The 22,357-nt window shown below is 50.7% G+C and carries 18 protein-coding genes; 14 read left to right on the top strand and 4 right to left on the bottom strand.

What is annotated here, in order from left to right; translation table 11 throughout:
• Nucleotides 1–181 precede the first annotated feature (181 nt).
• The 9 genes from EV294_RS11630 (at nucleotide 182) to EV294_RS11590 (ending at nucleotide 13,227) form a co-directional block, all read left to right on the top strand.
• Nucleotides 182–1,504, top strand: a complete 1,323-nt coding sequence (locus EV294_RS11630; RefSeq protein WP_132306892.1) for an ABC transporter substrate-binding protein — start codon at nucleotides 182–184, stop codon at nucleotides 1,502–1,504.
• 122 nt (nucleotides 1,505–1,626) lie between these two features.
• Nucleotides 1,627–2,511, top strand: a complete 885-nt coding sequence (locus EV294_RS11625) for a carbohydrate ABC transporter permease (protein ID WP_132306890.1) — start codon at nucleotides 1,627–1,629, stop codon at nucleotides 2,509–2,511.
• A gap of 2 nt (nucleotides 2,512–2,513) precedes the next feature.
• On the top strand, nucleotides 2,514–3,344 hold the full coding sequence (locus EV294_RS11620; RefSeq protein ID WP_132306888.1) for a carbohydrate ABC transporter permease: 831 nt from the start codon (nucleotides 2,514–2,516) through the stop codon (nucleotides 3,342–3,344).
• Nucleotides 3,345–3,474: 130 nt separating this feature from the next.
• Nucleotides 3,475–7,740, top strand: a complete 4,266-nt coding sequence (locus tag EV294_RS11615) for a glycosyl hydrolase (protein ID WP_132306886.1) — start codon at nucleotides 3,475–3,477, stop codon at nucleotides 7,738–7,740.
• A gap of 176 nt (nucleotides 7,741–7,916) precedes the next feature.
• Nucleotides 7,917–9,815: a cache domain-containing sensor histidine kinase gene (locus tag EV294_RS11610; RefSeq protein WP_243711627.1), complete on the top strand. Its 1,899-nt coding sequence runs from the start codon at nucleotides 7,917–7,919 to the stop codon at nucleotides 9,813–9,815.
• The gene (locus tag EV294_RS11605; RefSeq protein ID WP_132306884.1) at nucleotides 9,815–10,873 is read left to right on the top strand and encodes a LacI family DNA-binding transcriptional regulator; all 1,059 of its coding nucleotides are present in this window, start codon (nucleotides 9,815–9,817) and stop codon (nucleotides 10,871–10,873) included. Before EV294_RS11610 ends, EV294_RS11605 begins: the two co-directional genes overlap by 1 nt.
• A 33-nt stretch (nucleotides 10,874–10,906) precedes the next feature.
• A complete protein-coding gene (locus tag EV294_RS11600) occupies nucleotides 10,907–11,656 on the top strand; it encodes a response regulator transcription factor (protein ID WP_132306882.1) in 750 nt (249 codons plus the stop codon).
• A gap of 90 nt (nucleotides 11,657–11,746) precedes the next feature.
• Nucleotides 11,747–12,787: an NAD(P)-dependent alcohol dehydrogenase gene (locus EV294_RS11595; protein ID WP_132306880.1), complete on the top strand. Its 1,041-nt coding sequence runs from the start codon at nucleotides 11,747–11,749 to the stop codon at nucleotides 12,785–12,787.
• Between the two features lie 41 nt (nucleotides 12,788–12,828).
• Nucleotides 12,829–13,227 carry a MerR family transcriptional regulator gene (locus EV294_RS11590; protein ID WP_132306878.1) on the top strand — a complete coding sequence of 133 codons (399 nt, stop codon included), beginning with the start codon at nucleotides 12,829–12,831 and terminating at the stop codon, nucleotides 13,225–13,227.
• Between the two features lie 83 nt (nucleotides 13,228–13,310).
• On the opposite strand, the gene EV294_RS11585 is transcribed toward EV294_RS11590, so the two are convergent.
• Nucleotides 13,311–13,655, bottom strand: a complete 345-nt coding sequence (locus EV294_RS11585; RefSeq protein ID WP_132306876.1) for a hypothetical protein — start codon at nucleotides 13,653–13,655, stop codon at nucleotides 13,311–13,313.
• A complete protein-coding gene (locus EV294_RS11580; RefSeq protein WP_132306874.1) occupies nucleotides 13,577–14,947 on the bottom strand; it encodes a glycosyltransferase family 4 protein in 1,371 nt (456 codons plus the stop codon). Before EV294_RS11580 ends, EV294_RS11585 begins: the two co-directional genes overlap by 79 nt.
• Nucleotides 14,948–15,235: 288 nt before the next feature.
• Between EV294_RS11580 and EV294_RS11575 the strand changes: the two genes are divergently transcribed.
• The 5 genes from EV294_RS11575 to EV294_RS11555 are packed head-to-tail and all read left to right on the top strand — an operon-like array spanning nucleotide 15,236 to nucleotide 21,363.
• Nucleotides 15,236–16,510, top strand: coding sequence for a nucleotide sugar dehydrogenase (locus EV294_RS11575; RefSeq protein WP_132306872.1), 1,275 nt, complete (start codon nucleotides 15,236–15,238; stop codon nucleotides 16,508–16,510).
• Nucleotides 16,511–16,522: 12 nt separating this feature from the next.
• Nucleotides 16,523–17,500, top strand: coding sequence for an NAD-dependent epimerase/dehydratase family protein (locus tag EV294_RS11570; RefSeq protein WP_132306870.1), 978 nt, complete (start codon nucleotides 16,523–16,525; stop codon nucleotides 17,498–17,500).
• 18 nt (nucleotides 17,501–17,518) lie between these two features.
• Complete coding sequence (locus tag EV294_RS11565) at nucleotides 17,519–18,739, top strand: glycosyltransferase family 4 protein (RefSeq protein ID WP_132306868.1); 1,221 nt, start codon at nucleotides 17,519–17,521, stop codon at nucleotides 18,737–18,739.
• Nucleotides 18,736–20,100, top strand: coding sequence for a glycosyltransferase family 4 protein (locus tag EV294_RS11560; RefSeq protein ID WP_132306866.1), 1,365 nt, complete (start codon nucleotides 18,736–18,738; stop codon nucleotides 20,098–20,100). The genes EV294_RS11565 and EV294_RS11560 overlap by 4 nt, the downstream gene beginning before the upstream one ends.
• 27 nt (nucleotides 20,101–20,127) lie before the next feature.
• Complete coding sequence (locus EV294_RS11555; RefSeq protein WP_132306864.1) at nucleotides 20,128–21,363, top strand: sialidase family protein; 1,236 nt, start codon at nucleotides 20,128–20,130, stop codon at nucleotides 21,361–21,363.
• Between the two features lie 58 nt (nucleotides 21,364–21,421).
• Here EV294_RS11555 and EV294_RS11550 read toward each other — a convergent pair whose 3' ends face one another.
• Nucleotides 21,422–21,880, bottom strand: a complete 459-nt coding sequence (locus tag EV294_RS11550) for a hypothetical protein (RefSeq protein ID WP_132306862.1) — start codon at nucleotides 21,878–21,880, stop codon at nucleotides 21,422–21,424.
• A 30-nt stretch (nucleotides 21,881–21,910) separates the two neighbouring features.
• Complete coding sequence (locus EV294_RS11545) at nucleotides 21,911–22,357, bottom strand: hypothetical protein (protein ID WP_132306860.1); 447 nt, start codon at nucleotides 22,355–22,357, stop codon at nucleotides 21,911–21,913.

Here is a 22,357-nt window from a genome sequence, read left to right as displayed (position 1 = left end):
TTATATATATGAAACAAGATAAAAACGGCAAAATATAACGGTTCTGGCAAACAGGAGGCGTCGTTTTGCCTAAAGTGTTTTTAAGACCAGAAAAGATAATACAGACCATTTTATTATCCGGGAGATGGTTATATACTCGAAATGCAAGCGGTACCAAAAACATTTTCAGGGGGAATTGCGAATGAAAAAGAAGTCATTGTTATTGTTGACTAGTGCAGTTATGCTAACAACTTTGGCGGCGTGCGGCGGAAACAACAGCAGCAATAGCAACAGCAGCACAAATGTGAAGCCTTCAAACAGCGCTGCGGAAGCGACGCCGGCAGCATCCGATGCGAACGGCGCTACCGAAGAGATCAAAGGGAAAGTCGTCTTCTTAACGCAGCGTACCGACATGATCGGTAAAGAATTTAACGACTACAAGAAAAGATTCGAGGAGAAGTATCCCGGCGTAACGGTTGAGTTCGAGGGAATTACGGACTATGAGAAAAACGCCAAAATCCGGATCGCCTCCGGCAAGTTCCCGGACGTTATTCTGATCGGACCGGGCATTCCAAACTCCGATTTCCCGAAATATTTCGCGCCGCTTGACGACATTAAGTTCTCGGACGAGATTCGTTTCAAGGATTTGAAAGCGTTTGAAGGCAAGATGTACGGTATTTCGTCCGGCAACAGCACGGTGGGAGTTGTCTACAACAAAAAGGCGTTTGAGAAAGCTGGCATCGCGGAGGTGCCAAAAACGCTTGACGAATTTTATGCAGCGGCGCAAAAGCTGAAGGATGCGGGAATCGTGCCGCTGGCTTCCAACTTCAAGGACAAATGGCCGCTTGACGCTTGGATTTACGACGTTCCAACCATGGCTGGCGGAGCTTCCGACCACCAAAACAAACGCGCGGACAGCGACGCGCCATACACGATAGACGGCGTATACGGCCAATCCTGGTCGATTCTTCGCACGATGCACGAGAAGGACCTGCTGGAGAAGGACATTAAATCGACAAACTGGGAGAAATCGAAGAAGGATGTCGCCCAAGGCAAATCGGGCATGTATCTGCTTGGCAACTGGGTTATTAACCAGGTTATCGACAATGGTGCAGCTTCGGAGGATATCGGCTTCTTCCCGTTCCCGGTCGACAATTCCGGCACGTTTAAGGCTCCGCTTAACCCGGATTGGTTCTATGCGGTGAATAAAGACGGCAACGTGGCCGCGGCGAAAGCTTTTGTGAAATGGATGATTGAGGAGTCCGGTTACGAGGATTTTGCGGGCTTCATTCCGACCTTGAAATCCAAAGAGCCTAAGCTTTCCCAGCTGGCTGAATTCAACAGCTATAACCCGCAATACATTGAGCTTGGCCCGCCGAACGATACGGCCACTTCGATCCAAAATGCGGCGCAAATCGATCAGAACAGCATGGTTCAGGAGTTTGTTCTATCGAAGAATCCGCAAGCCGTGCTTGATAAATACAACAAGCTGTGGGCAAACGCAAGAAAATCGGCAGTTAAATAAGCAGCAAGGCTTGACGTCTCGGGAGCGGGGGAATTGTATGCATCCTGCCGCTCCCGGGGCATACACCATGCATGCCGGATCCAGATATCCGGCCGACTAGACAAGGGAGAGGAAGGGATACCATGCTCAGCAGGCTTCCTTTTGGAACACAGAAAAAGATCATTATTATATTGTTTGTCACGCTGCCTCTCCTGCTGCTCTTGACGTTCTCTTATTATCCGGCTCTCGAGCTCGTAAGGCTAAGCTTCACCAATTGGGACGGCATGAGCGCGGACAAAGAATGGATTGGGCTTAGGAATTACAAGGAGGTCTTCACGAATCCGGAAATATTCGGCGTATTCAAGCATAACATTGCCTATTTCGTGGTGGGAATTGCGCAAAATATCGCCGCGATCTATTTCGCCATTATTTTGAACGGAAAGCTGAAAGGCAGATATTTTTACCGCCTGCTCCTATTCCTGCCTTACATCCTCAACGGCGTAGCGGTAGCTTATTTGTTCGGTTATGTATTTGATACGACGGAAGGCTCGCTTAATTATTTGCTTGGCAAACTGGGACTAGGCTCGGAGACAAGCTGGCTCGGTTCGGAAGGGTTTGTGAATTATACGCTTGCATCCATCGGATTTTGGCGGTTTATGGGGTTTAATATGGTTATTTATTTGGCCGCTCTCCAGTCGATTCCTTCCGACTTGTATGAAGCGGCATCTATAGACGGCGCAAACAATTGGCAAAAATTCCGGTTCATCACGGTTCCTAATATATACAAAATTATTGAATTGAACTTGTTCCTGACCGTGACCGGCGCTCTGGAGGTATTCGATCTACCGTTTGTGCTGACGAACGGCGGACCTGCGGGAGCGAGTCAAACCTTTGTTATGAAAATTATCGAGACCGCCTTCCAGTTCAATAATTACGGACTTGCTTCGGCGATGAGCGTAGTTTTGTTGCTGGGCGTTGTTCTTGTGCTTTCCATCCAAAGATACTTCTTGAACAAAGGGAGGGATTGATCGTGATACGAGAAAATCCGGTCTGGACCGTTACCAAATATGTATCCCTGCTGATCGCAGCTTTTATCGTATTATTCCCGCCTTATATCATTGTGGCGAACGCATTCAAGACTCCCGATGAATATTTGACCAAATCGGCCATGGCGCTTCCTGACAGCTTCCTGAATTTCCGGAATTTTGGCGAGGCCTTCATGCAGGCCGATATGGGAAGAGCGTTCGGCAATACGCTTATCATCCTGGGTACCACGCTTGTTCTGAACGTGCTGCTCGGCTCCGCTTTTTGTTATGCGGTATCCCGTTTTCAATTCAAGCTGCAGGGGCCGCTCATCGGACTGTTTTTGTTCGCGACCATCATTCCGCAAATAACAACCCAGGTGATTAACTACAAGACGATTCAAGGACTCGATCTGACCAATCATTTGATGGGCCCCGTGCTGCTCTATGTCGGCGCGGATATTTTGCAAATTTATATTTATCTGCAGTTCATTCGCAACATTCCTTATGATTTGGACGAAGCGGCCATGATGGAGGGGGCATCCCTGTTCAAAATCTTCTTTTCCGTCATCTTCCCGCTGCTTGGGCCGGCAACGGCAACGATTGTCATTCTGAAGACGATAGCCATCTATAACGACATGTATACGCCGTTCCTTTACTTGCCGGGCTCGGAAAACGTTGTTGTTTCGACGTCTTTAATGCGGTTCTTTGGAGTCAATAGCGGGGACTGGCAGATGGTTTCTTCCGCGATTCTCATTATTATGATCCCAACCGCGATTATGTACGTGTTCTTGCAGCGTTATATTTTCGCCGGCGTTACGAACGGGGCTGTCAAATAGAAAGCATGGACATATGAGGATAGAGGGGACGATTACGTTCTCTCTATCCGCTATACAGCAGCAGGCAGCTTCGTGGTTTGATTAAATTGAAAGCGCTTTAACCCAATCTGTCCATGGAGAGTGAACAAGCTTGAACAAGGCGAAGAACAGGTCCACCGCGCTAATGGCTGCGGCGTTATCGGCAGCACTTTTATTTCAGGGAACGATTCAGGCGGCAGGCTTGCCTCTGAAATCCTCTTATTCCGTACCGCTCCAGGCTGTCGTGCAAGAGGGGGCGCACTGGGCTTCCGGTGCCTTGTCCAGGTGGGCGGGGTATGGCGTCATTAAAGGCTTTGCGGACGGCTCTTTGCATCCGGACGACAAAGTGACGCGCGCGGAACTGGCAACGATCCTTAACCGCCTGTTCGGCTATTATGCCAAGTCTGGCAATACATTTGCGGATATCCCCGGCGGAGCGTGGTATGCCGATGCGCTGAGCATTGCCCGCAAGGCAGGCTACTATGAGGGGGTTCCGGGCAATTTGTCCAAAGCGTCCGCTGCCGTTACCCGGGAGGATGCGGCGGTCTTTCTCGCGAGAGTGCTCGAGCTAAGCGCGCCAGAGCCAACCGGCCAATTGCCGTTTGCCGATTCGGCTCAAATCAGCGCGTATGCACGCGGGCCGGTCCTGGCGCTTGGCGGTACTTTGAAGGGCTATGCCGACGGTACCTTCCGGCCAAACGCGGAGATGACGCGCGCGGAGCTTGTCACCGTCATCGACCGGTTGGTCGGCCAGCTGTACCAGGAGGCGGGAACGGTTTCCGGCGGCAAGCTGGAGAGCCACGTCATCATCAATCAGCCCGGAGTAATGCTTAAGAACGCCGCAATCTCCGGCAACCTGTACCTTGCGCCGGGAATTGCGGACGGTGAAGCATCGCTCGAAGCCGTACAAGTAAAAGGCAATACTTTTATTTCGGGCGGGGGCGATCACTCCGTGCATATTGGACAGGCAACGCTCTCCGGATTGATCGTAAACCGCGCGGAAGGGAAAGTTCGAGTCGTTGTATCGGGCGATTCGGCTGTTCAAAGCTTGTCGTTGAATTCGGCTGGCGAAATCGTGGTGGACGGCGAATCAACGGTACATTCGATTACGATTGGCACCGAGGCATCGGGCTCAACGCTGACCCTGCAAGCGACGACGGGTGAAGTAACGATTAACCTTCTGGGCGGCAATGCCGTTATAAACGGCCAGACGATTACCGCGGCAGGTTCATATGAATGGAAAAACGGCAAGCTGCTGTCCGGCACGTTAACGGGGACGGGAAGCGCTCCGGGAACAGCCGCGGCAACCGCAAATCTGGTAGACGCGGACGCTACCGGCGAAACGAAGTCGCTCTTTGCTTTTTTACAGGATACGCGGGGGAAAGAAGTGCTATTCGGCCATCAGCATGACACAACGGTCTCCATCGCCGGAAAAGACGGTGACGGAAATATTATCTCGGATGTAAACAATGATGTTGGCGACTATCCGGCTGTTTTTGGCTGGGATACTTTGAGCCTGGAGGGCCGGGAGAATCCTCCGGGCGTAGCAGGCGATGCTGAGGCGAGCCGGGCCGGGCTGTCGGCAGCCATGAAAAGGGCGTATGCGCTTGGCGGCATCGTAACGCTCAGCACGCATCCGTACAATTTCGTAACCGGCGGAAATTTCAACGATACCGGCAATTCGGTTGGCGCGGCTGAGTCCGTAGTCACGCGGATTCTTCCCGGAGGAGACAAGAACGGGGAGTTCAAGCAATACCTGGACCGGATTGCGGCTCTGGCAAATGGGCTCAAGGATGACCGAGGACGTCTGATTCCGGTACTGTTCCGGCCTTTCCACGAGCAGAACGGCAGCTGGTTCTGGTGGGGGGCTTCCACAACTGCCAAGGCGGAATATGCGGAGCTGTACCGTTACACCGTTGAATATTTGCGCGATGCGCGTCATGTCCGCAACTTCCTGTACGTGTATTCCCCTAACGGACCGTTTAACGGCAACGAGGACGAATATTTGACAACCTATCCGGGAGACGAGTACGTCGATATTCTCGGAATGGACCAATACGATAACAAGGATAACGCGGGCGGCGATGCCTTTCTTGGCGGATTGGTCAAAGATCTGAAGATGATCTCGCGCTTGGCGGACCGCAAAGGGAAAATCGCGACGCTCTCGGAATATGGCTACAGTGCGCAGGGGATGAAGACGACCGGCAATAACGAGCTTCAATGGTTCACCAAGGTGATGAATGCGATCAAGAACGATCCGGATGCCAAGAGAATTGCCTATATGCTGACCTGGGCCAACTTCGGCGAGGGCAATAACCTGTTCGTCCCGTACAAGGATGCAGCCGGCAAAGGCAATCACGAGCTGCTGCAGGATTTTATCCGCTACTACGATGATCCGTATACGGCTTTCGCAAGGGATATCCGAAGCGATAATGTTTACGGCAGAACGCTGCAGACGGCAGAGGAGCGGCCTTTTCTGCATATTGTCTCGCCGACGAACGTAGGCACCGTAACCGAGGCGCCTGCCGTAATCCGGGCAAAGGTTATCCATGCAGCGCCGGCTAAAGTAACCTACACGGCCGGGGACAGCGGTACCGAGGCGGAAATGAAGCTGGACGGGGACGGTTACTATGCAGGCGCATGGCTGCCCGAAGCGTCATTAAACGGCAAATCGGCCTTGATAACGGTTCATGCCTATCTGCCGGGCGGGGCAAAGCTTGAACAGACGATCTCGGTATTTGTCAAAGTGCCCGAGCTTGATGTAAAGCGTTTCACCTTTGAACAAGAGGGCGATATGTCCGATGTTCAAAATAACGGTACGTACCCGTCCTCCATCGAAATGGCGCTCGAGCATAAAGCGTTGGACGGGAAAGGCATGCTTGGTCTAACCGTATCCCGCGGTCTTGCAGCCGGCGATACTTGGCAGGAGCTGAAGCTGCAGCTGACGGGCGATGGGCTTCGCGGCGTTAACCTGTCCCGGGTGAAACGGTTAAAGCTGTCCGCTTTGCTTCCGTCTGCGCTAGGCCAAGATGGGGCGGTGCAGGCCGTTGCGATGTACCCGGAGGATTGGGGAACCAAGTATGGCGGCAATGCCACGAAACGTTCGCTCTCGGAATTGGAGCCGATTACCGTAAACGGAACGGTATATTACCGATATGAGGCGGTTATCGACCTGAATAGCGAAGCCGCGGCGGCGCAGGCATCGGGGCTCGCGGTATCGCTTGTGGGAAGCGGGCTCTCCGCTTCCGGGCCAATCACGGTCCTGATTGATGAAATCGGCTTGTACAATACGTATGCCGCCCCGGTTCGGGATACCGGCCTTATTGACGATTACGAAGGATACGGGGGCGCCGGCGACGCGCTTAAAGCCAAATATCCGAAGGCAGGCGGCGATGATATCCGCGTTTCCTTAAGCGGGGAGGCCAAGTCGGCCGGCGAATATGGCATGAAGCTGGAATATGCGGTTGGCACAGCGGGCTATACCGGTGTCGGCAAGAGCCTTGGCACGGTTGATTGGAGCGGCGACAATGCGCTGTCGTTATGGATCAAAACCGACGACGCCGGCGCCTTTGCCAAAGACGGCAAGCCGCTGAAGCTTGTGGTGCAGCTTATGATCAACGGCACGGCGTATGAAGCTTATCCGGCTCTAGCGCCGTCTGAGGAATACAGCCTGACGATTCCGTTTGCGGATTTTGCCGTCGCGCCTTGGAGCTCTGGAGGACCGGTCACGAAGGAAGCGCTAAAGAGCGTCACGAGCTTCAACCTTTATATCAATGCAATGGACGGCGGCAGCCATAGCGGCTCGCTGGGCTTTGACGAGATTCGAGCGGTGAGCGCAGCGGGGCTTCCCGAGCTTCCCGGCGCGGCGGAGCAGCCGGGAACGCCAACCGGGCTGCTGTATTCGTTCCAAGCGGCCGGCGATGTGACCGGTTGGACGCTGGAAAACAATACGGCGAGCGCCAAGGACATAGGCTTCGATGAAGAGGAAGGAACGCTGACCGTTGATTTCCCGCTTGTAAATACGGGTCAGAATCCGGCAACTCATGCCTGGAACGAGGAGTTTGAACTCACGATAAACCCGTCGGCGCTTAATTTGACGGGAAAGAATTCCCTTACCGCGGCAGTTAGATTAAGCGAGGGATCGGCTAAAGCGCGTATTTTCATCAAGAGCGGAAGCGGCTGGACGTGGGTGGACAGCGGCGCCCCGTCAGCCGTCAGCGCCGCGGAGTATACACCGCTCACCCTTTCCCTCAAGGACGCTGCTCAGGTCGCGGGCGTCGATCTGAAGGATATCAAGGTGATTGGCATTAAGCTGGAGGAGCTCGGCAGCAGCGGAGCTTCCGCCAAGCTCCATCTGCGTCAAATTTCGTTGCAATAACAAGGGAAAGAGGCATCCCGCCGTCCAAACGGACAGGCGGGAGGTCTCTTTTGCCCATTCCTAAGCTTGTTAGGGGAGTTAGCTAACTTTACTAACCCGTCATAACAAAAACATGCGATTGCTAACGGATTGTCGTATAATGTTTGGGTATATCAGTTGAGGGTGGTAAGACTAGCATGATGAACGCGAAACAATGGGCCGGGGCGGTATGGTCCAAGGTGACGGACATGCCGATGGAGCGCAAGCTGCTGGCCGTGTTTCTGGTCGTCATCTCTTTGCCGCTGGCTTTTATCGGTTACATCTCTTATTCCAACTATTCAGGCTCTATCGAGAATACAACCGTGTCCTATTCCAACAATTTGATGATTGCCATGATGGAACGGATGGATGACTACGTGGAGGATATGATGCGCGTATCCTCTATTCCGGCTTATCAGGCGGAGATCAAGCAAAATCTGATCCGCTCCAACACCTACTATGAACGGCTGCGAAAGAACGGCGAAGGACAGTCGGCGGGGAACGACATCAATCAGCTGCTCCAAATTCAGCGGGGAATCCAGTCCTCGGTAAAGTTTATCAATAACATAAAAAGAGGCGCGAATGTCGTTTATATCTTTGATGCGTATGGCAACGGCTATTATTCGACGGAGACCGGCTCCGTGCGGAGCAATCTGGAGGAGAGCTACCGGCGGTGGAAAAGCCTTTCCGATCAATCAAGCGGGGAAGCGCTGCTCCTCGGGACCGAGACTTACGTCAGCACGCTGAACAGCAACAAGAACGCTTTGACCGTCGTGCGCAAAATTCTCGACGACATTTCGCTCACGCCGATCGGGCTTATTGCGGTGGACACGGATTTCCGCGTCATTGAGGATCAAATTGTCGAAATGAATAAGCTGACGCACGGCAACGCGTTGATCATGGATGATCGGGGCAGCTTGATTTATGACAGCGATAACAATCACAGCGCCCGCGATATCGCTGGCAAGGTCGCCGAGCATAGCGAGAAAAACGGACATTTCTACGCCGATATTGACGGGCAGCGGCAGCTCGTTATTTACACAACCTCGGCCGATACGCACTGGAAGTGGTTTGTCCTCATTCCGGAGAAGGAGATGAACAAGGACTCGATCCGTACCCGGAACACGACTTGGGCAGCTACGTTCGCCATCATCGGGATTGCGCTTCTTATCTCTATTCTGCTCTCCATCGCCTTGACGAAGCCTCTGAGGAAAATGATGAGGCTGATGCGCAAGGTTCAGGAGGGGGACCTGAGCGTACAGTTTCCGATCCGGCACAGGGACGAAATCGGGCAGCTCGGCCTTCAGTTTAACCGCATGATCGTAAGAATCGACCATTTGATCAAAGACATTTACGAGATCGAAGCGAAAAAGAACGAAGCGGAGATTCACGCGCTTCAGAATCAGATTAATCCGCATTTCATGTACAATACGCTGGAGACGATTCGGATGTTTGCGGAGCTGAATGACGATGAAGCGGTCGCCGATATGCTGACGGAATTCGGTCAGCTGCTGCGTTACAGCATTGGCGATGTGCGAGAGAGGACAACCGTTAAAGCGGAGCTTGAGCATGTCAAGCATTATGTCGAGATGCTTAACTACAGGTATCCGAACCGGTTCCGGCTTCACCTCCATTTGGAAGAGAATCAGCCTTTTCTTGAAATTCCGACGCTGAGACTGCTATTGCAGCCAATTGTCGAAAATGCGATACAACACGGGTTTGACGATTCGAAGCCGGTAATGAATATTGAAATTCTGATTGCCAGTTCCGATCAGAGCCTGCTGGTGCGTATCCTGGACGATGGCTTGGGCATTCCGCCCGAAACGAGGGAGCGGTTAAATCAGGCCTTTCTCAACCTGCAGCCTGTCCGTGCAACCGGCCGTGGCGGGATCGGCCTGCGGAATGTAAACGAACGAATCAAGCTGCACTGCGGAGCCCATTACGGCTTACAGGTGCTGGAAAGATTGCAAGGCGGTACGGAGGTTGTCCTGAAGCTGCCCATTGGCGGTTACGAGGATAAGGGATTAACGGAATATAGCGACGGGGGAAGACGATAGTGACGAAAAAAGTGACCATGCAGCAAATCGCGGATCATCTGGGGGTATCCAAATATGTCGTTTCCAAGGCTCTCTCCGGTAAAGGAGGCGTCAGCGAAGCGACTAAGGAACGGGTTATCGGAGTTGCTTCGCAGCTTGGCTATTTCGCTCAGAACAGCGGTTATGTCAAGGCGGGCAAGACGGGACACGAGGACGGCAGGCTCCCGGAAACCGGAGTGAGGCAATCCGTGCTTGTGCTTATGCCGAATATCAGGTTTCAGACGAGGGATTCCGTCTATTGGGGACGCATTCTGGACGGCATTGCGAGCCGGCTGGAGGAAAAAGAAATAGGCAGCGTCATCGTTATGGAGCAGAAGGTAGAAGGCTTCCTGCAGCTTTTGAAGCCGGAAGGACTGCTCGGCATGATTGGGGTTGGCGAAATCGCTTCTTCCATGCTGCTGGAGATACACCGTCTTGGTATCCCCATGGTGCTCGTTGACCATGAGGACATGCTGATTCCGACAGACACGGTCTACGCGAATAATTACGATTGCATGTATCGGTTGACAAAGCATCTGATCGGCATTGGTCACCGCAGTATTGGCTTTATCGGGAATATACGATATTCCCGAAGCTTTTTCGAGCGCTGGAACGGATTCCGGCATGCGATGGAGGAGTTTGAGCTTTGGGACGGACATGATCATCTGACCGATCTGGAGGCTATGGAGCATTTCGACGAGCCGATCAAAGCCTGGCTGACCCGCCGCAAGAAGCAGCGGCTGCTTCCGACGGCACTGGTATGCGCCAATGACTCCATCGCCATTGACGCGCATAGGGCTGCGAAAGAACTGGGGATGGAGGCGCCCGGCGATTTCTCTTTAACCGGATTTGACAATATTGAAGATGCCGCCAGGCATTACCCTCCGATTACGACCGTAAACGTACCGAAGGAGTGGCTTGGAATCCGTGCGGTAGATAAGCTGCTGGAGAGGATCGAACGGCCGGAGGAGCCGCTTGAGAAGCTCATGATACTTGGCGATTTGGTTTATCGCCAGTCTATTCAAGGGATTAAACCATAACAAACGTTAACGACTCGAAGAAGGTGTATAGGCATGAAGGCCATGATTGTCGATGATGAGGAAGTTATTCGTCTGGGGCTGGTTAAAATCTTGTCCAAGCTGAACCCCGGAATCGAAGTGATCGGTACATTCTCGAACGGACAAGCGGCTTGGGAGCAGTTCGAGAGCTTATGCGGACAAGGGCTCGACCTTGTCATTACGGATATCAAAATGCCCCGAATGGACGGGATTCAATTAATCAAGAACATCCGGCAGACCGGATCCGGCGTTGATATCATCGTGTTGAGCGGCTTTGAGGAGTTTGATTATGTAAGAGCTGCCTTGCGCAGCGGCGTAAAGGATTACCTGCTTAAGCCGATCGTCAAATCGCAGCTCGAAGCCGTGCTTCAGGAAATCGAGCGCAAGCTTAAAGCCTCGGAGCCGGCACCCGAGCAATCGCAGGAACGGGAGCATCACGCGGTCGAAATGGTCAAAGAAACGTTAAAGCAGTCGTACGGAGAACCCTTTGAGCTTGATAAGCTTGCCGACATAGTCGGAATGAACGGTAACTACCTGAGCCGGCTGTTTAAAAATCAGACGAACATGACGATCACGGACTATTTGATTCACCTTCGGATTGAGAAGGCCAAGGAGCTGCTTAGCGAGGAGCCTTCCCTGCGAAATTACGAGGTTGCGCAGCTTGTCGGCTACCATGATCCCGTTTATTTCAACAAGCTGTTTAAGAAAATGGTTGGCGTTACGCCGAAGGATTTTAAAGGGAAAAGGTGGCCGGGACTTGAGTAAGGCTTGACTTGGAGTCCACTCCAGCATATATACTCCTTCTGTATTCGAAAACGATACAGTCAATCTGAACAGAGAAGGAGTAGATAAACCATGTGCACGTCTCATGTACTCAGTGTGGCAAGCGCGAAGGCGCCCTTTGAAAAAACAACGATCGAACGGAGGGCATTGCGTCCCGACGATGTTCTAATTGATATCAAATTCAGCGGTATTTGCCATTCGGATATTCATACGGCCTTTGGCGAATGGGGCGAAGCGATCTTTCCGCTCGTTCCCGGGCATGAAATCGCGGGTGTTGTCGAAGCGGTTGGATCCGCGGTGACCAAGTTTGCCGTTGGCGACCGCGTCGGCGTAGGCTGCTTCGTGGATTCCTGCGGGGAATGCGAATATTGTCTGCAAGGCGAGGAGCAGTTCTGCACGAAAGGCGTAGTCAGCACCTATAATTCACTCGATTATGACGGACAACCGACTTATGGCGGTTACAGCCAGAAGATTGTTGTCACGGAGAGATTTGTTGTCCGCGTTCCGGACAGCCTGGAGCTTGATGTCGCAAGTCCGCTTTTATGCGCGGGCATTACAACGTATTCTCCTCTGAAGCATTGGAACGCAGGTCCCGGCAAAAAAGTTGCGATCGTCGGCATGGGCGGTCTTGGCCACCTGGCCGTGCAATACGCGCATGCCTTGGGAGCGGAAGTGACCGTTCTGAGCCAGTCGATGAACAAGCGGGAAGAAGCCTTTGCGTTTGGAGCGGATCATTACCGGGCAACAAGCAATCCGGATACGTTCAAAGAGCTGGCTAACCGGTTTGACCTGATTTTGAATACCGTGTCCGCCAATCTGAATGTGGATGCGTATCTGTCGATGCTCCGTGTTGACGGTACGCTGGTTAACGTAGGCGCGCCTTCCGAACCGGATTCCTATCGAGCCTTCTCTCTGATTATGCAGCGCCGGAGCCTTGCCGGCTCGCTGGTTGGCGGCATCCGCGAGACGCAGGAGATGCTCGATTTCTCGGCGGAGCATGGCATTAAACCGCAAATCGAACGGATCAACGCCGATCAGGTGGATGAAGCTTATAAGCGCGTACTCCGCAGCGATGTCCGTTACCGGTTTGTCATCGATATGTCGACGATGTAAACTGTTGTTAGATGGATCAGGGAATAGGAGGGACAATTCGTATGAGAATGGCCGAAGTAAGCGCCAGGTACGACCTGTCACAGGATACGCTCCGTTATTACGAACGTATTGGATTAATCCCGTCCGTGAATCGCAATAACAATGGCATCCGGGAGTATACCGAGGATAATCTCAGGTGGGTTGAATTCATTAAATGCATGAGATGCGCCGGTCTTCCGATTGAAGCATTGATCGAATACGTCAATCTGTGCCAGCAGGGCGATCATACGACGGAGGCAAGGAAGGATCTCCTGATCGAGCAGCGGGAGCAGCTCCGTCTACGGATTGAGGAAATGACAAAGACGCTGGAGCGGCTGGATTCCAAGATCGATAACTACGGACAAAACCTGCACCGCAAGGAACAGGAATTATACAAACCGCAGGAGCGGGAAGCAAGATAGAAGTACAGAAATAGAAATAGAAATAGTAATAGAAATAGAAATAGAAAGAGCAAGCCGTTTATCCATACGGCCTGCTCTTTTTTTCATTGCGCCATCGTTTTCTCCGGGGCAGGATCTAACGGCGTCATCATTTGCTTAAGCCTTTGAAAGGTAAAGCGGTCAGGGAGAACGTACCCTTTGGGTTGAGCTTCCAGAATACGTCTCCAAACCTCTTCATCCGTTTTTGAAAGGGTAAAGCCCGGATCAAGCGGCGAAGCAAAGAGAGGTGCGAGGTTTAGCGTTTCAACAGCAATCGGTACTTGCTTTTTTCTTCGTTTGCGTAACGGCGGAGAATTTTTTTTTGACGTTTTTATCTTTTTCCTTTTATTTTTTTTCGGTATTTTTTTGTTTTTCGAGCTGACGGTTTTCTCTTTTTTTGTGTAACCCATTTGCGGTCCTCCTCTTCCATTGTTATGACTCGTTCCCCAGATTGTGCCTCAAAGGCTAGGCGCTCCTCCGTATGTTTGCTCCGGGCGTACTCGTACAGCTCCAGAACCCGAGTGATCATCGTAGACAATGACCAATGATTATGCCCCCACACTTTGGCTTGGTTGGCCATGACGCTTAACAGCACCGGCTCTTCTAGAGCAGTTCGAAGGCATGAATAGAGCTGCTCTGGGTCCCCCATGTGAGATACCAGCCCGTTCTGAAGGTGGATAACCATTTCCGGTATGCCTCCGGCATCAGAAGTGATGACCGGCTTACCTGCGATTTGAGCTTCAATGATGGCAAACGGCTGATTGTCTTGCATGCTGGGCAGAACGACAAAATCAGCTTGCTGCATCATTTCGGGCACGTCCTCCCGGTGTCCCCAGAAGAGAATATGATTTGCCAGACCAAGCTGATTGGTCAGTTGAATTAATTCTTCACGAAGGAAACCGTCGCCAACCAGCCAGCAAACCCAGTCAGAACGTTCTTCTTTTAGTTTGGCCAGAGCATGAATGAGAGTGGAGTGTCCTTTAACGATATCGAAGCGGGCGGGGCAAATAAATACTTTCTCCGCAAGGGGTTTAATCGTCGTAGGCTCTCTTAGCATTTTATTCTGAAATTCCTCGATATCTATCCCATAATGACTAACCGTTACGCGCTCTTCAGGAACAGCAAAGTCATTGACCAGTTCGTTTTTTAACCAAAGCGAAGGAGAAATCGTTACATCGCTAACCGTTGCGCCAAGATACTCCCGCAAGGACGAATAGTACCACAAGGGAGAGTTTACATTTTGGTCAGTCAAGCCCAATTCCTTCAATTTAACGAACCATTCCTTTGTAAGACAACCATGAATGGTTGTGACAAGGGGGATGTGTGCAGGTTTTACGCGGGAAATCGCGTGTGCGCTTACGATGTCCTGGGCGTGTATGACATCGTATTCAGCCAATCCAAAATACAAAGCGGCTGCTTCCATGCACAATCTATCAACCTCTGCTTGCTTGATCCAAGGATCGATACCCGGCAGCAGTTGATTTAAATAAAGATCCGTTTGGTGGGCAATGAGAGGGGAGATGCGACTTTTATCTATCGATAAATTTCTGCTTGGAATATAGAAGCCTTTCGCATCGGTTGTTGAGGAAAATATATCAACTTCATGTCCCGCGCTTTGCAATCCCTTGACCAGTTGATTGATATAGGTATTGACTCCGCCGGCATGCGGCAGTGCCCACATGCAAGCGATTAATATTCGCATGTTTTGTCCTCCGATTGGTCCGTCGTCCCATTAGTATATGATTCAACCAAAGCGTTGTTAACGTACACGAACCTATTTCAGCCGTATTTCCGGACGGGCATCTCCCTATTAAATAGCCCTGTAAAATAGATAGAATTCCGACATCAACCCCTAAAGCATGGCAATTATCTCTTCTAGTCCACAAATTCGGGATAATCTACTATTTTCAAAGCTATTAGACGTTTAACTTATGCGTCTCTGATTCATTTGCGTATTATGCTAGAGGATGAATTAAAGGAGTTGAGAGAGATGGAGCTTGCCCTTAAATATAATATCGCCATAATCGGCCTGGGGTATGTCGGATTGCCGCTCGCGAAGCTGTTTGTACAGAAAGGGAATACGGTATACGGAATTGATACCGATATTCGCAAGATTCAAATGCTGCAGAAACGTCAATCCTATTTATCAGACTTTAAGAGAAACGATATTCGAGAGCTCTTCAGCGGAAAAAACTTTCATGTCAGCCATTCGTTTGAAGTGATAGAGAAAGCCGACGTTATCATTCTGTGTGTTCCAACGCCGCTTGACGAGCAAATGCAGCCGGATTTGAGATTTGTTATAAACGCCACACGCTGCATTCTCCCTCATTTACGAAGAGGTCAGCTTGTTGCCCTTGAAAGCTCAACTTTCCCCGGGACCAGCGAGGAAATTTTGAAGCCGCTTTTGGAGTCCACGGGACTGGAGGTCGGGAAGGATCTTCTGCTTGCTTATTCGCCGGAACGAATCGATCCCGGATCGCACTGGGAGCTTTCCCAAATTCCGAAGGTCGTAGGCGGAGTGAATCCGGCAAGTACTTCGTACGCCAAAGAAGTCTATGGCACCGCATTTGAGAAGATAGTTGTCGTCTCTTCTCCTCGCGCCGCGGAGATGACAAAGTTGCTGGAGAACTGCCAGAGATTCCTGAACATTTCTTTTATGAACAGTCTTCTTAAGCTATGCGAAGAACTGGATATCAATCTTTGGGAAGTTATTGAAGCAGCAGGGACAAAGCCGTTTGGATTTACCAAGTATTATCCGGGTCCGGGGATTGGCGGACATTGTATACCCGTGGATCCCTTGTATTTGCTTTGGAAGGCGAGAGAGCATCAGATCGATATGCCCTTCATCGAGCTTAGCTCGCATGTAAACGAGAGTATGCCCGTTTATATCGTGGAGAGAGTTTCCAAAATCCTGAGGCCGAAAGAGCTCAAGGACAGCAGCGTGCTGATTATTGGAGTCACGTATAAAAAAGACGTCAATGATATGCGCGAATCTGTAGCTTTGCCTATTATTGAAAAATTGCTGCAGGAAGGCGTCCATGTCGGCTTCTTCGACCCCTATGTCGAAGAACTTCAAGTCGGCGAAACAACCCTCCATTCGATTCCGCTTACTGCAAGGAATATGAGAAATTTTGACTGCACCCTTATTCTGACGGATCATTCTAATATTCCATACGAGCTGATTGCGGCTCATACCCCTATCGTCTTGGATACGAGGAATGCAACCGTCAAACTTGCGGACCGAAATAACATTATCCTAATTTAAGGAGAGAGTTCGTTGAAAATATTAGTAACAGGCGGTGCGGGATTCATTGGTTCTCATCTTGTGGAATGCTTGTTGGCGGAGGGTCACACAGTCTTGACATTGGACGATTTCTCGAACGGACGGCCGGAGTTTCTCGCTCATTTGCTCAATCATCCTCGTCACCGGCTTATCGTAGGCTCGGTGCTGGACCGCAAACTAGTGAAGAAATGCTTAAGTCAGGTAGATACCGTCTATCATTTGGCAGCCGTGCTTGGAGTGAAAAATACGGTTGAAGATCCCATTAAGGTCATTGAGGGCAATATTGACGGGACCCGTAATATTCTTGAGCTCGCATATCCGAGCCGAACAAAGGTTATATTTGCATCGACTTCCGAGATTTACGGGAAAAACGAAAAGCTGCCGTTTAACGAGATGTCGGACCGCGTTTACGGTGCGCCGTCCATCCATCGCTGGAGCTATGCAACAGCTAAATCCATCGACGAGCACATGTGCTTTGCGTATGCTGCGAAAGGACTTCCGGTAACGGTGCTCCGGTATTTCAATGCTTACGGACCTAGACAAACGAATTCGCAGTATGGCGGGGTCGTAGCCAGATTTATCACTGCCGCGTTAAAAGGAGAACCTCTCGAGGTATACGGGAGCGGTACGCAGCGAAGATGCTTCACTTTTGTGGACGATACCGTAAGAGGAACGATCGCCGCGTTAAGACCGGAGGCAGATGGTCTGTCCTTTAATGTCGGTTCGACCCACTCCGTAACGATCACTGAGCTTGCGCAGTTAATTATTCGGCTGAGCCGCTCTGCATCGCCGATTATACTCAAATCTTATGCAGAGGCTTATGGTCCGGGATATGAGGATATGCCGGCTCGCGAGCCCGATTTGACTCGGGCAGAGACTATACTTGGGTATAGACCATCCGTTTCTTTGGAGCAAGGACTTATTAAAACGATTGAGTGGTACCGTGAACGTATCAGCTTAGAGACGGTCTAGCCGGAGGAGGGAAGCGGGATGAAGATTGCACTTGTTTCCTATTGGTGTATTCCCTATTCCGGCGGAGTTTCCACTTATACGCTGGCACTAAGGAAGGGACTCGAAGAGCTTGGGCATGAAGTGGATATTATCTCCCACAACGAAACGGGAATGAAGTACCACATTGTAGACAAGGGGAAAACCATCGATAAACCGTTGATTTCGGAAGCGGTAAAGCAGAATACCGGTAGGCGATACAATATAAAAATGCATGCCTATGACGCTTGGCTGGCTGATATGGAAAGCGAGCGAATCGCTTTCCGTCAAGCGTTATCCCATTTCAGATTGGATAGCTATGATCTCATCCACGCGCAGGATGTCATATCCGCGATAGGCGCCTATGAAGTGAAGCCGAGCAATATTCCACTGTTATTAACTCTTCATGGAGATTTGGCTGCGGAATGGCAGTATCAGAGGGTTGTCTCGAAGCGCTCTTTATCCTGGGAATGGGCGAAAGCACTCGATCATTACGGAAGAACAGCGGCAGACCAGATTGTCTTTCCTTCCAGATGGCTTAAGCGGCAGTATGACATAAAACCAGGCCGAACGAATTCCAAGGCAATCGTTATTCCTTATGGCTTCGATACGATCAAATTCCTCCACCAATCCGCGCTTTTTACACCTTCAATTAATAAAAGCGGCTCGAAGTTAATTCTATGTCCTGCGCGTCTGGATCCTGTGAAGGGTCATTATTTACTGCTGGAAGCTTTGTATAAGTTAAAGGAACTTCGTTCGGATTGGATTTGTTGGCTTGCGGGGGAGGGTCCCATGCGCAAACAGCTGGAACACTTGGTTAGCCAGTTAGGGTTAGGCCATCAGGTCAGCTTTCTTGGTCACCAAAATAATATGGCGCTGCTCCTGCAGGAAGCGGATTTGATCGTTCTGCCAAGCATTCATGACAATTTACCTTTTGCCGTAATGGAAGCGCAGGTGGCTGGAAAACCTATCATTGCTTCAGACACAGGGGGAATACCCGAAATGATTGATAACGGAAAGACGGGCTTGCTGTTTCCAAGCGGGAAGTCGGATCTGCTATGCAGGGGGTTAAATCAATTGCTTAGCGATGAAGACCAGCGAAAGAAGTTGGCCAATCAAGCGAGATATCATGGTCTTCGCAATTGGTCGCTTCAAACCATGATTAACCGGACGATTCTTCTTTACGAGAAAGCCATAGCCTCGAAGCGTGCTGACAGCCTATGAAAATTCTAATAGCAACGTATTGGCTGATTCCGCATGTAGGCGGGGTATGGGTATATATACAGGATCTGAAAGCCAGTCTGGAGAAGCTCGGGCATGAAGTAGACATACTCGCAAGACATCCGGACGAGAACAGCTACTATATCGTGAATACCGGGCGCAGGGTGGAGAAGAAGTTGTTTCGGCCGCTGATAGAAAAAAAAATAAAAGCGGTGTATGCCTCGCAGCCAATTCCAATCGATCCTTGGATCGTGGACCAGGAAATCGAGTTTTGCTCCTATGCGTTAGCAGCCTCGTATTTAGGCCTTCGAAGCTATGATATCATCCACGCTCAAGATGTGATTTCCTCGCGTGCCTTATGGCAAATCAAGCCGGATGGTGTTCCTTTGATAAATACCATACATGGTTGCCTAGCAACCGATTTCTGGGTTTCGTTGGAAGGGCAAACGCCTTCCGATTCGATTTGGAAGTATGCCTGCGCCAGAGAGTATTATGGAGCAACCTCAAGTGATTTGGCTGTTGTGCCGACGCAATGGCTGCATAAGACGCTTGGCAGTTATTTGGTGCCCGGCGATCATATGGAAGTGGTTCCTTACGGGATGAACATCGAGCATTTTTTACAGCGCACCAAAGAGCGAAATTCTTTCAGACTTCCGAAAGACAACTGCAATATTCTATGTCCAGCCCGCCTGGATAAAGTAAAAGGACACAGCAGCTTGTTGGATGCCCTGTATCTGCTCAAGCAATCCAGGACCGATTGGAGATGTCTGTTTGTTGGCGACGGTAGTCTCCGGGAGGAGCTGGAGGCTAAAGCTCTTCATCTTGGCTTATCGCCTTATGTTGTATTTGCGGGCAGCAGGAATGATGTGCCTGCGTTAATGCGGCAATCGGATATCATCGTCCTTCCAAGCCTGAATGACAACCAGCCGTATGCCGTTATGGAAGCTCAGCTCGCGAGCAAGCCGATAATCGTTTCGGATGCCGGAGGCATTCCGGAGATGGTTCAGCACGGTCAGACCGGTCTGATGGCAAGAGCCGGGGATAGCGGCGAGCTGTCGCGCTGCCTTGAATTATTGATTGAGAACAAGCCGCTTCGCAATCGAATAGCCAAGAACGGACACAGCTGGGGTCTGAAGCAATGGTCGCTCCCCGCAATGACAGACCGAATCGAAGAACTTTATGGACAGCTCCGGAGCAATAAGCATATCCGCAAAGCTTTACATCCGCCTAAGCATCCCGCCCATCACGGTTCAAAAATATGCACCTATTTCCGGAATGCTTATCAGATGGATATTCCAAAGTCTTTTTCGATCGTAGACGACCATATTGTCGGTTCGATCTTGTTCCAAGCCAACCAGTCTTAATAAGTTTTAGAAAGGGAGTGACGATAGATGGCAAATCAGCAAATTACCCCTTCAGGGCCTCAGCAGGAGCCGTCCATTGCGCTTAATAATCTTGACCAATCCACCATCTTGGTAACGACAAACGATTTGCGTTCGGGCAATAACATGACAACGGTCTACCGTTCGATTAACGCAGGGGTATCATATGCTCAAACCTTACTTTCACCTCCACCGGGATTTGACGCGTCGGGAGATGGCATAGCCGCTTTTGGTTATGCTCAAACCTTTCTGGTCGCCGCTACCGCGCTCACTGTAAACCCTGTGCAAAACTCCTCGATTATCGTTTATCGTTCAACCGACAATGGAGCTACTTTCTCTACTCCTATCATTGTCAATCAGGGCTTCGGGACAGCCGTTTATAATGATAAACCTGCGCTTACTATTGATACGGCGAATGGCAGCCCTTATTTGGGGCATGCGTACATCGCATATACCCGGTACTTTAACAATTTTACGCAGTCGGAAACCCTGTTTCAGCGATCTCTGGATCAAGGACTGACCTGGTCTCCGCCAATTCTTCTGACGAATCAGGTGCAAGGCGTAACAAGCTTTGGATCCACGATTGCGATCGGACCGCAAGGCGACGTGTATGTCGGATGGATGCAATACGGACCTGGGACCCCGCAATATTTAATGCGGAGATCGCTGGACGGAGGGGTAACCTTTGGTCCAATCGTAACCGTGTCCATGGTCAGCCTTGTACCGACTCCTCTGCCGGTTCCAACCTTTGGCTTCCGCGTCTTGACCATTGCTTATATGGCGACGGATATCTCGCCGTTTAACGGTCAAGGCATCGTCTATGCCGTTTGGCAGGATAACCGTACAGGCAGCGCGCATATCTTTATGTCGCGTTCGACGGACAGGGGCAATACCTGGTCAGTCGCAAAGCAAATTGATGACAGCCCCGCAGGTACGCAGAATTTTCTGCCCAATGCGACGGTTTCCCGCGACACCGGAGCTTTCAAAGCTATGTACTATACCAATCGCGTAACCAGTAATCTTATTGACGTATTTTTGGCCGAGTCGAATGATGCCGGCAATTCGTTTCTGCCTAACCGCCGGATTACCGGCGTCTCTTTTAATCCGAACGCGGACCCTTCGCTTGGCCTTCCTACACCCTCCATTGGCGATTATAATGGCCTGGAAATCAACGCGGCAGGAACAACTTTCGTTGTATGGATGGATACCCGAACCGGCTCGCAGAATATTTTCGAGGACCGGTAAACAAAGAAGCGGTTGGTTAGCCGGAATCCAGCTAACCAACCACCTCATTGCTGCTTACTTACAGATACACGGTTCCATCAAGATGCACGGGGCCGGTTATGGTAACCGAGTTTTGTCCAACATGCTCTACGGTGAGGGAATATTGCTGGAAGGTACCAACGAGCCCGGCCGTTGCCGTTTCCGTATGCTGGAAAGCCGTCGTGAAATCAAGCGCTACCCAAGGGCCTTCTTGCGCTGTTCCGATAAAAGCGGAATCCATGGTCTGATAAACAACCGGAGCAGGAGCAGAGATACCACCGCGCCGGATGCGGAAGAGCAGCTTAGGAACGATATTGAGCAGCAGCAGCTGTGCTTCCCAGCCAATGGATGCTTTGATTTCAATCCGGTTATTGATGTTATTGATTTGGAGAAAAACGGAAGTCAACAAGTATTCGGCACCCGGAGAGATTATAAACGGGAGAGAACCCGTTCCGGCCGCAACTTCTTGGTACTGGTAGTCTACAATTGAAACAGTCATGCTATCACCTCCTTTCAAAAGCAGAAACCGTCAGGAATAACCGATTGTTGTTCCTTTCAAATCGATAGGTCCCGTTATAGTTATCCTGCCGATTCCAGCTGATTCTGCCGTCAGATAATAGGACTGGTATAATCCGGAGGTGCCAGGCTCGGGGGATTCCACATGATAAAAGGTAGTTGTGGTAGAGCGGGCAGATGTGTTGTTGGTGCAGTAACAAGAATCAGCGATTTGAGAGACCTCGGGGAAAGCGGCAGTAACGCCGCCGCGTCTTAGCCTGAGTATGATCTTCGGCACAATGGATAGTTGAGACGGTTCGGCCCTCCAACAGACGGAGGCCTCGATAAAATTTTTACTGTCTGGGCTAGAGCTTTTTAGAAATAAGGATGTAAGCATGATTTCTGTACCCGGAGGAATGGGAAGCGGGAGGGAATAGGTGCCCGGCAATATGTTTACGGAAGCAGAATCAAGAATAGCCAT

The sequence above is a fragment of the Paenibacillus sp. BK033 genome (assembly GCF_004345425.1).
GTDB lineage: Bacteria > Bacillota > Bacilli > Paenibacillales > Paenibacillaceae > Pristimantibacillus.
Note: the sequence above shows the minus strand (reverse complement) of the source record. Positions and strands in the feature narration are given on the sequence as shown.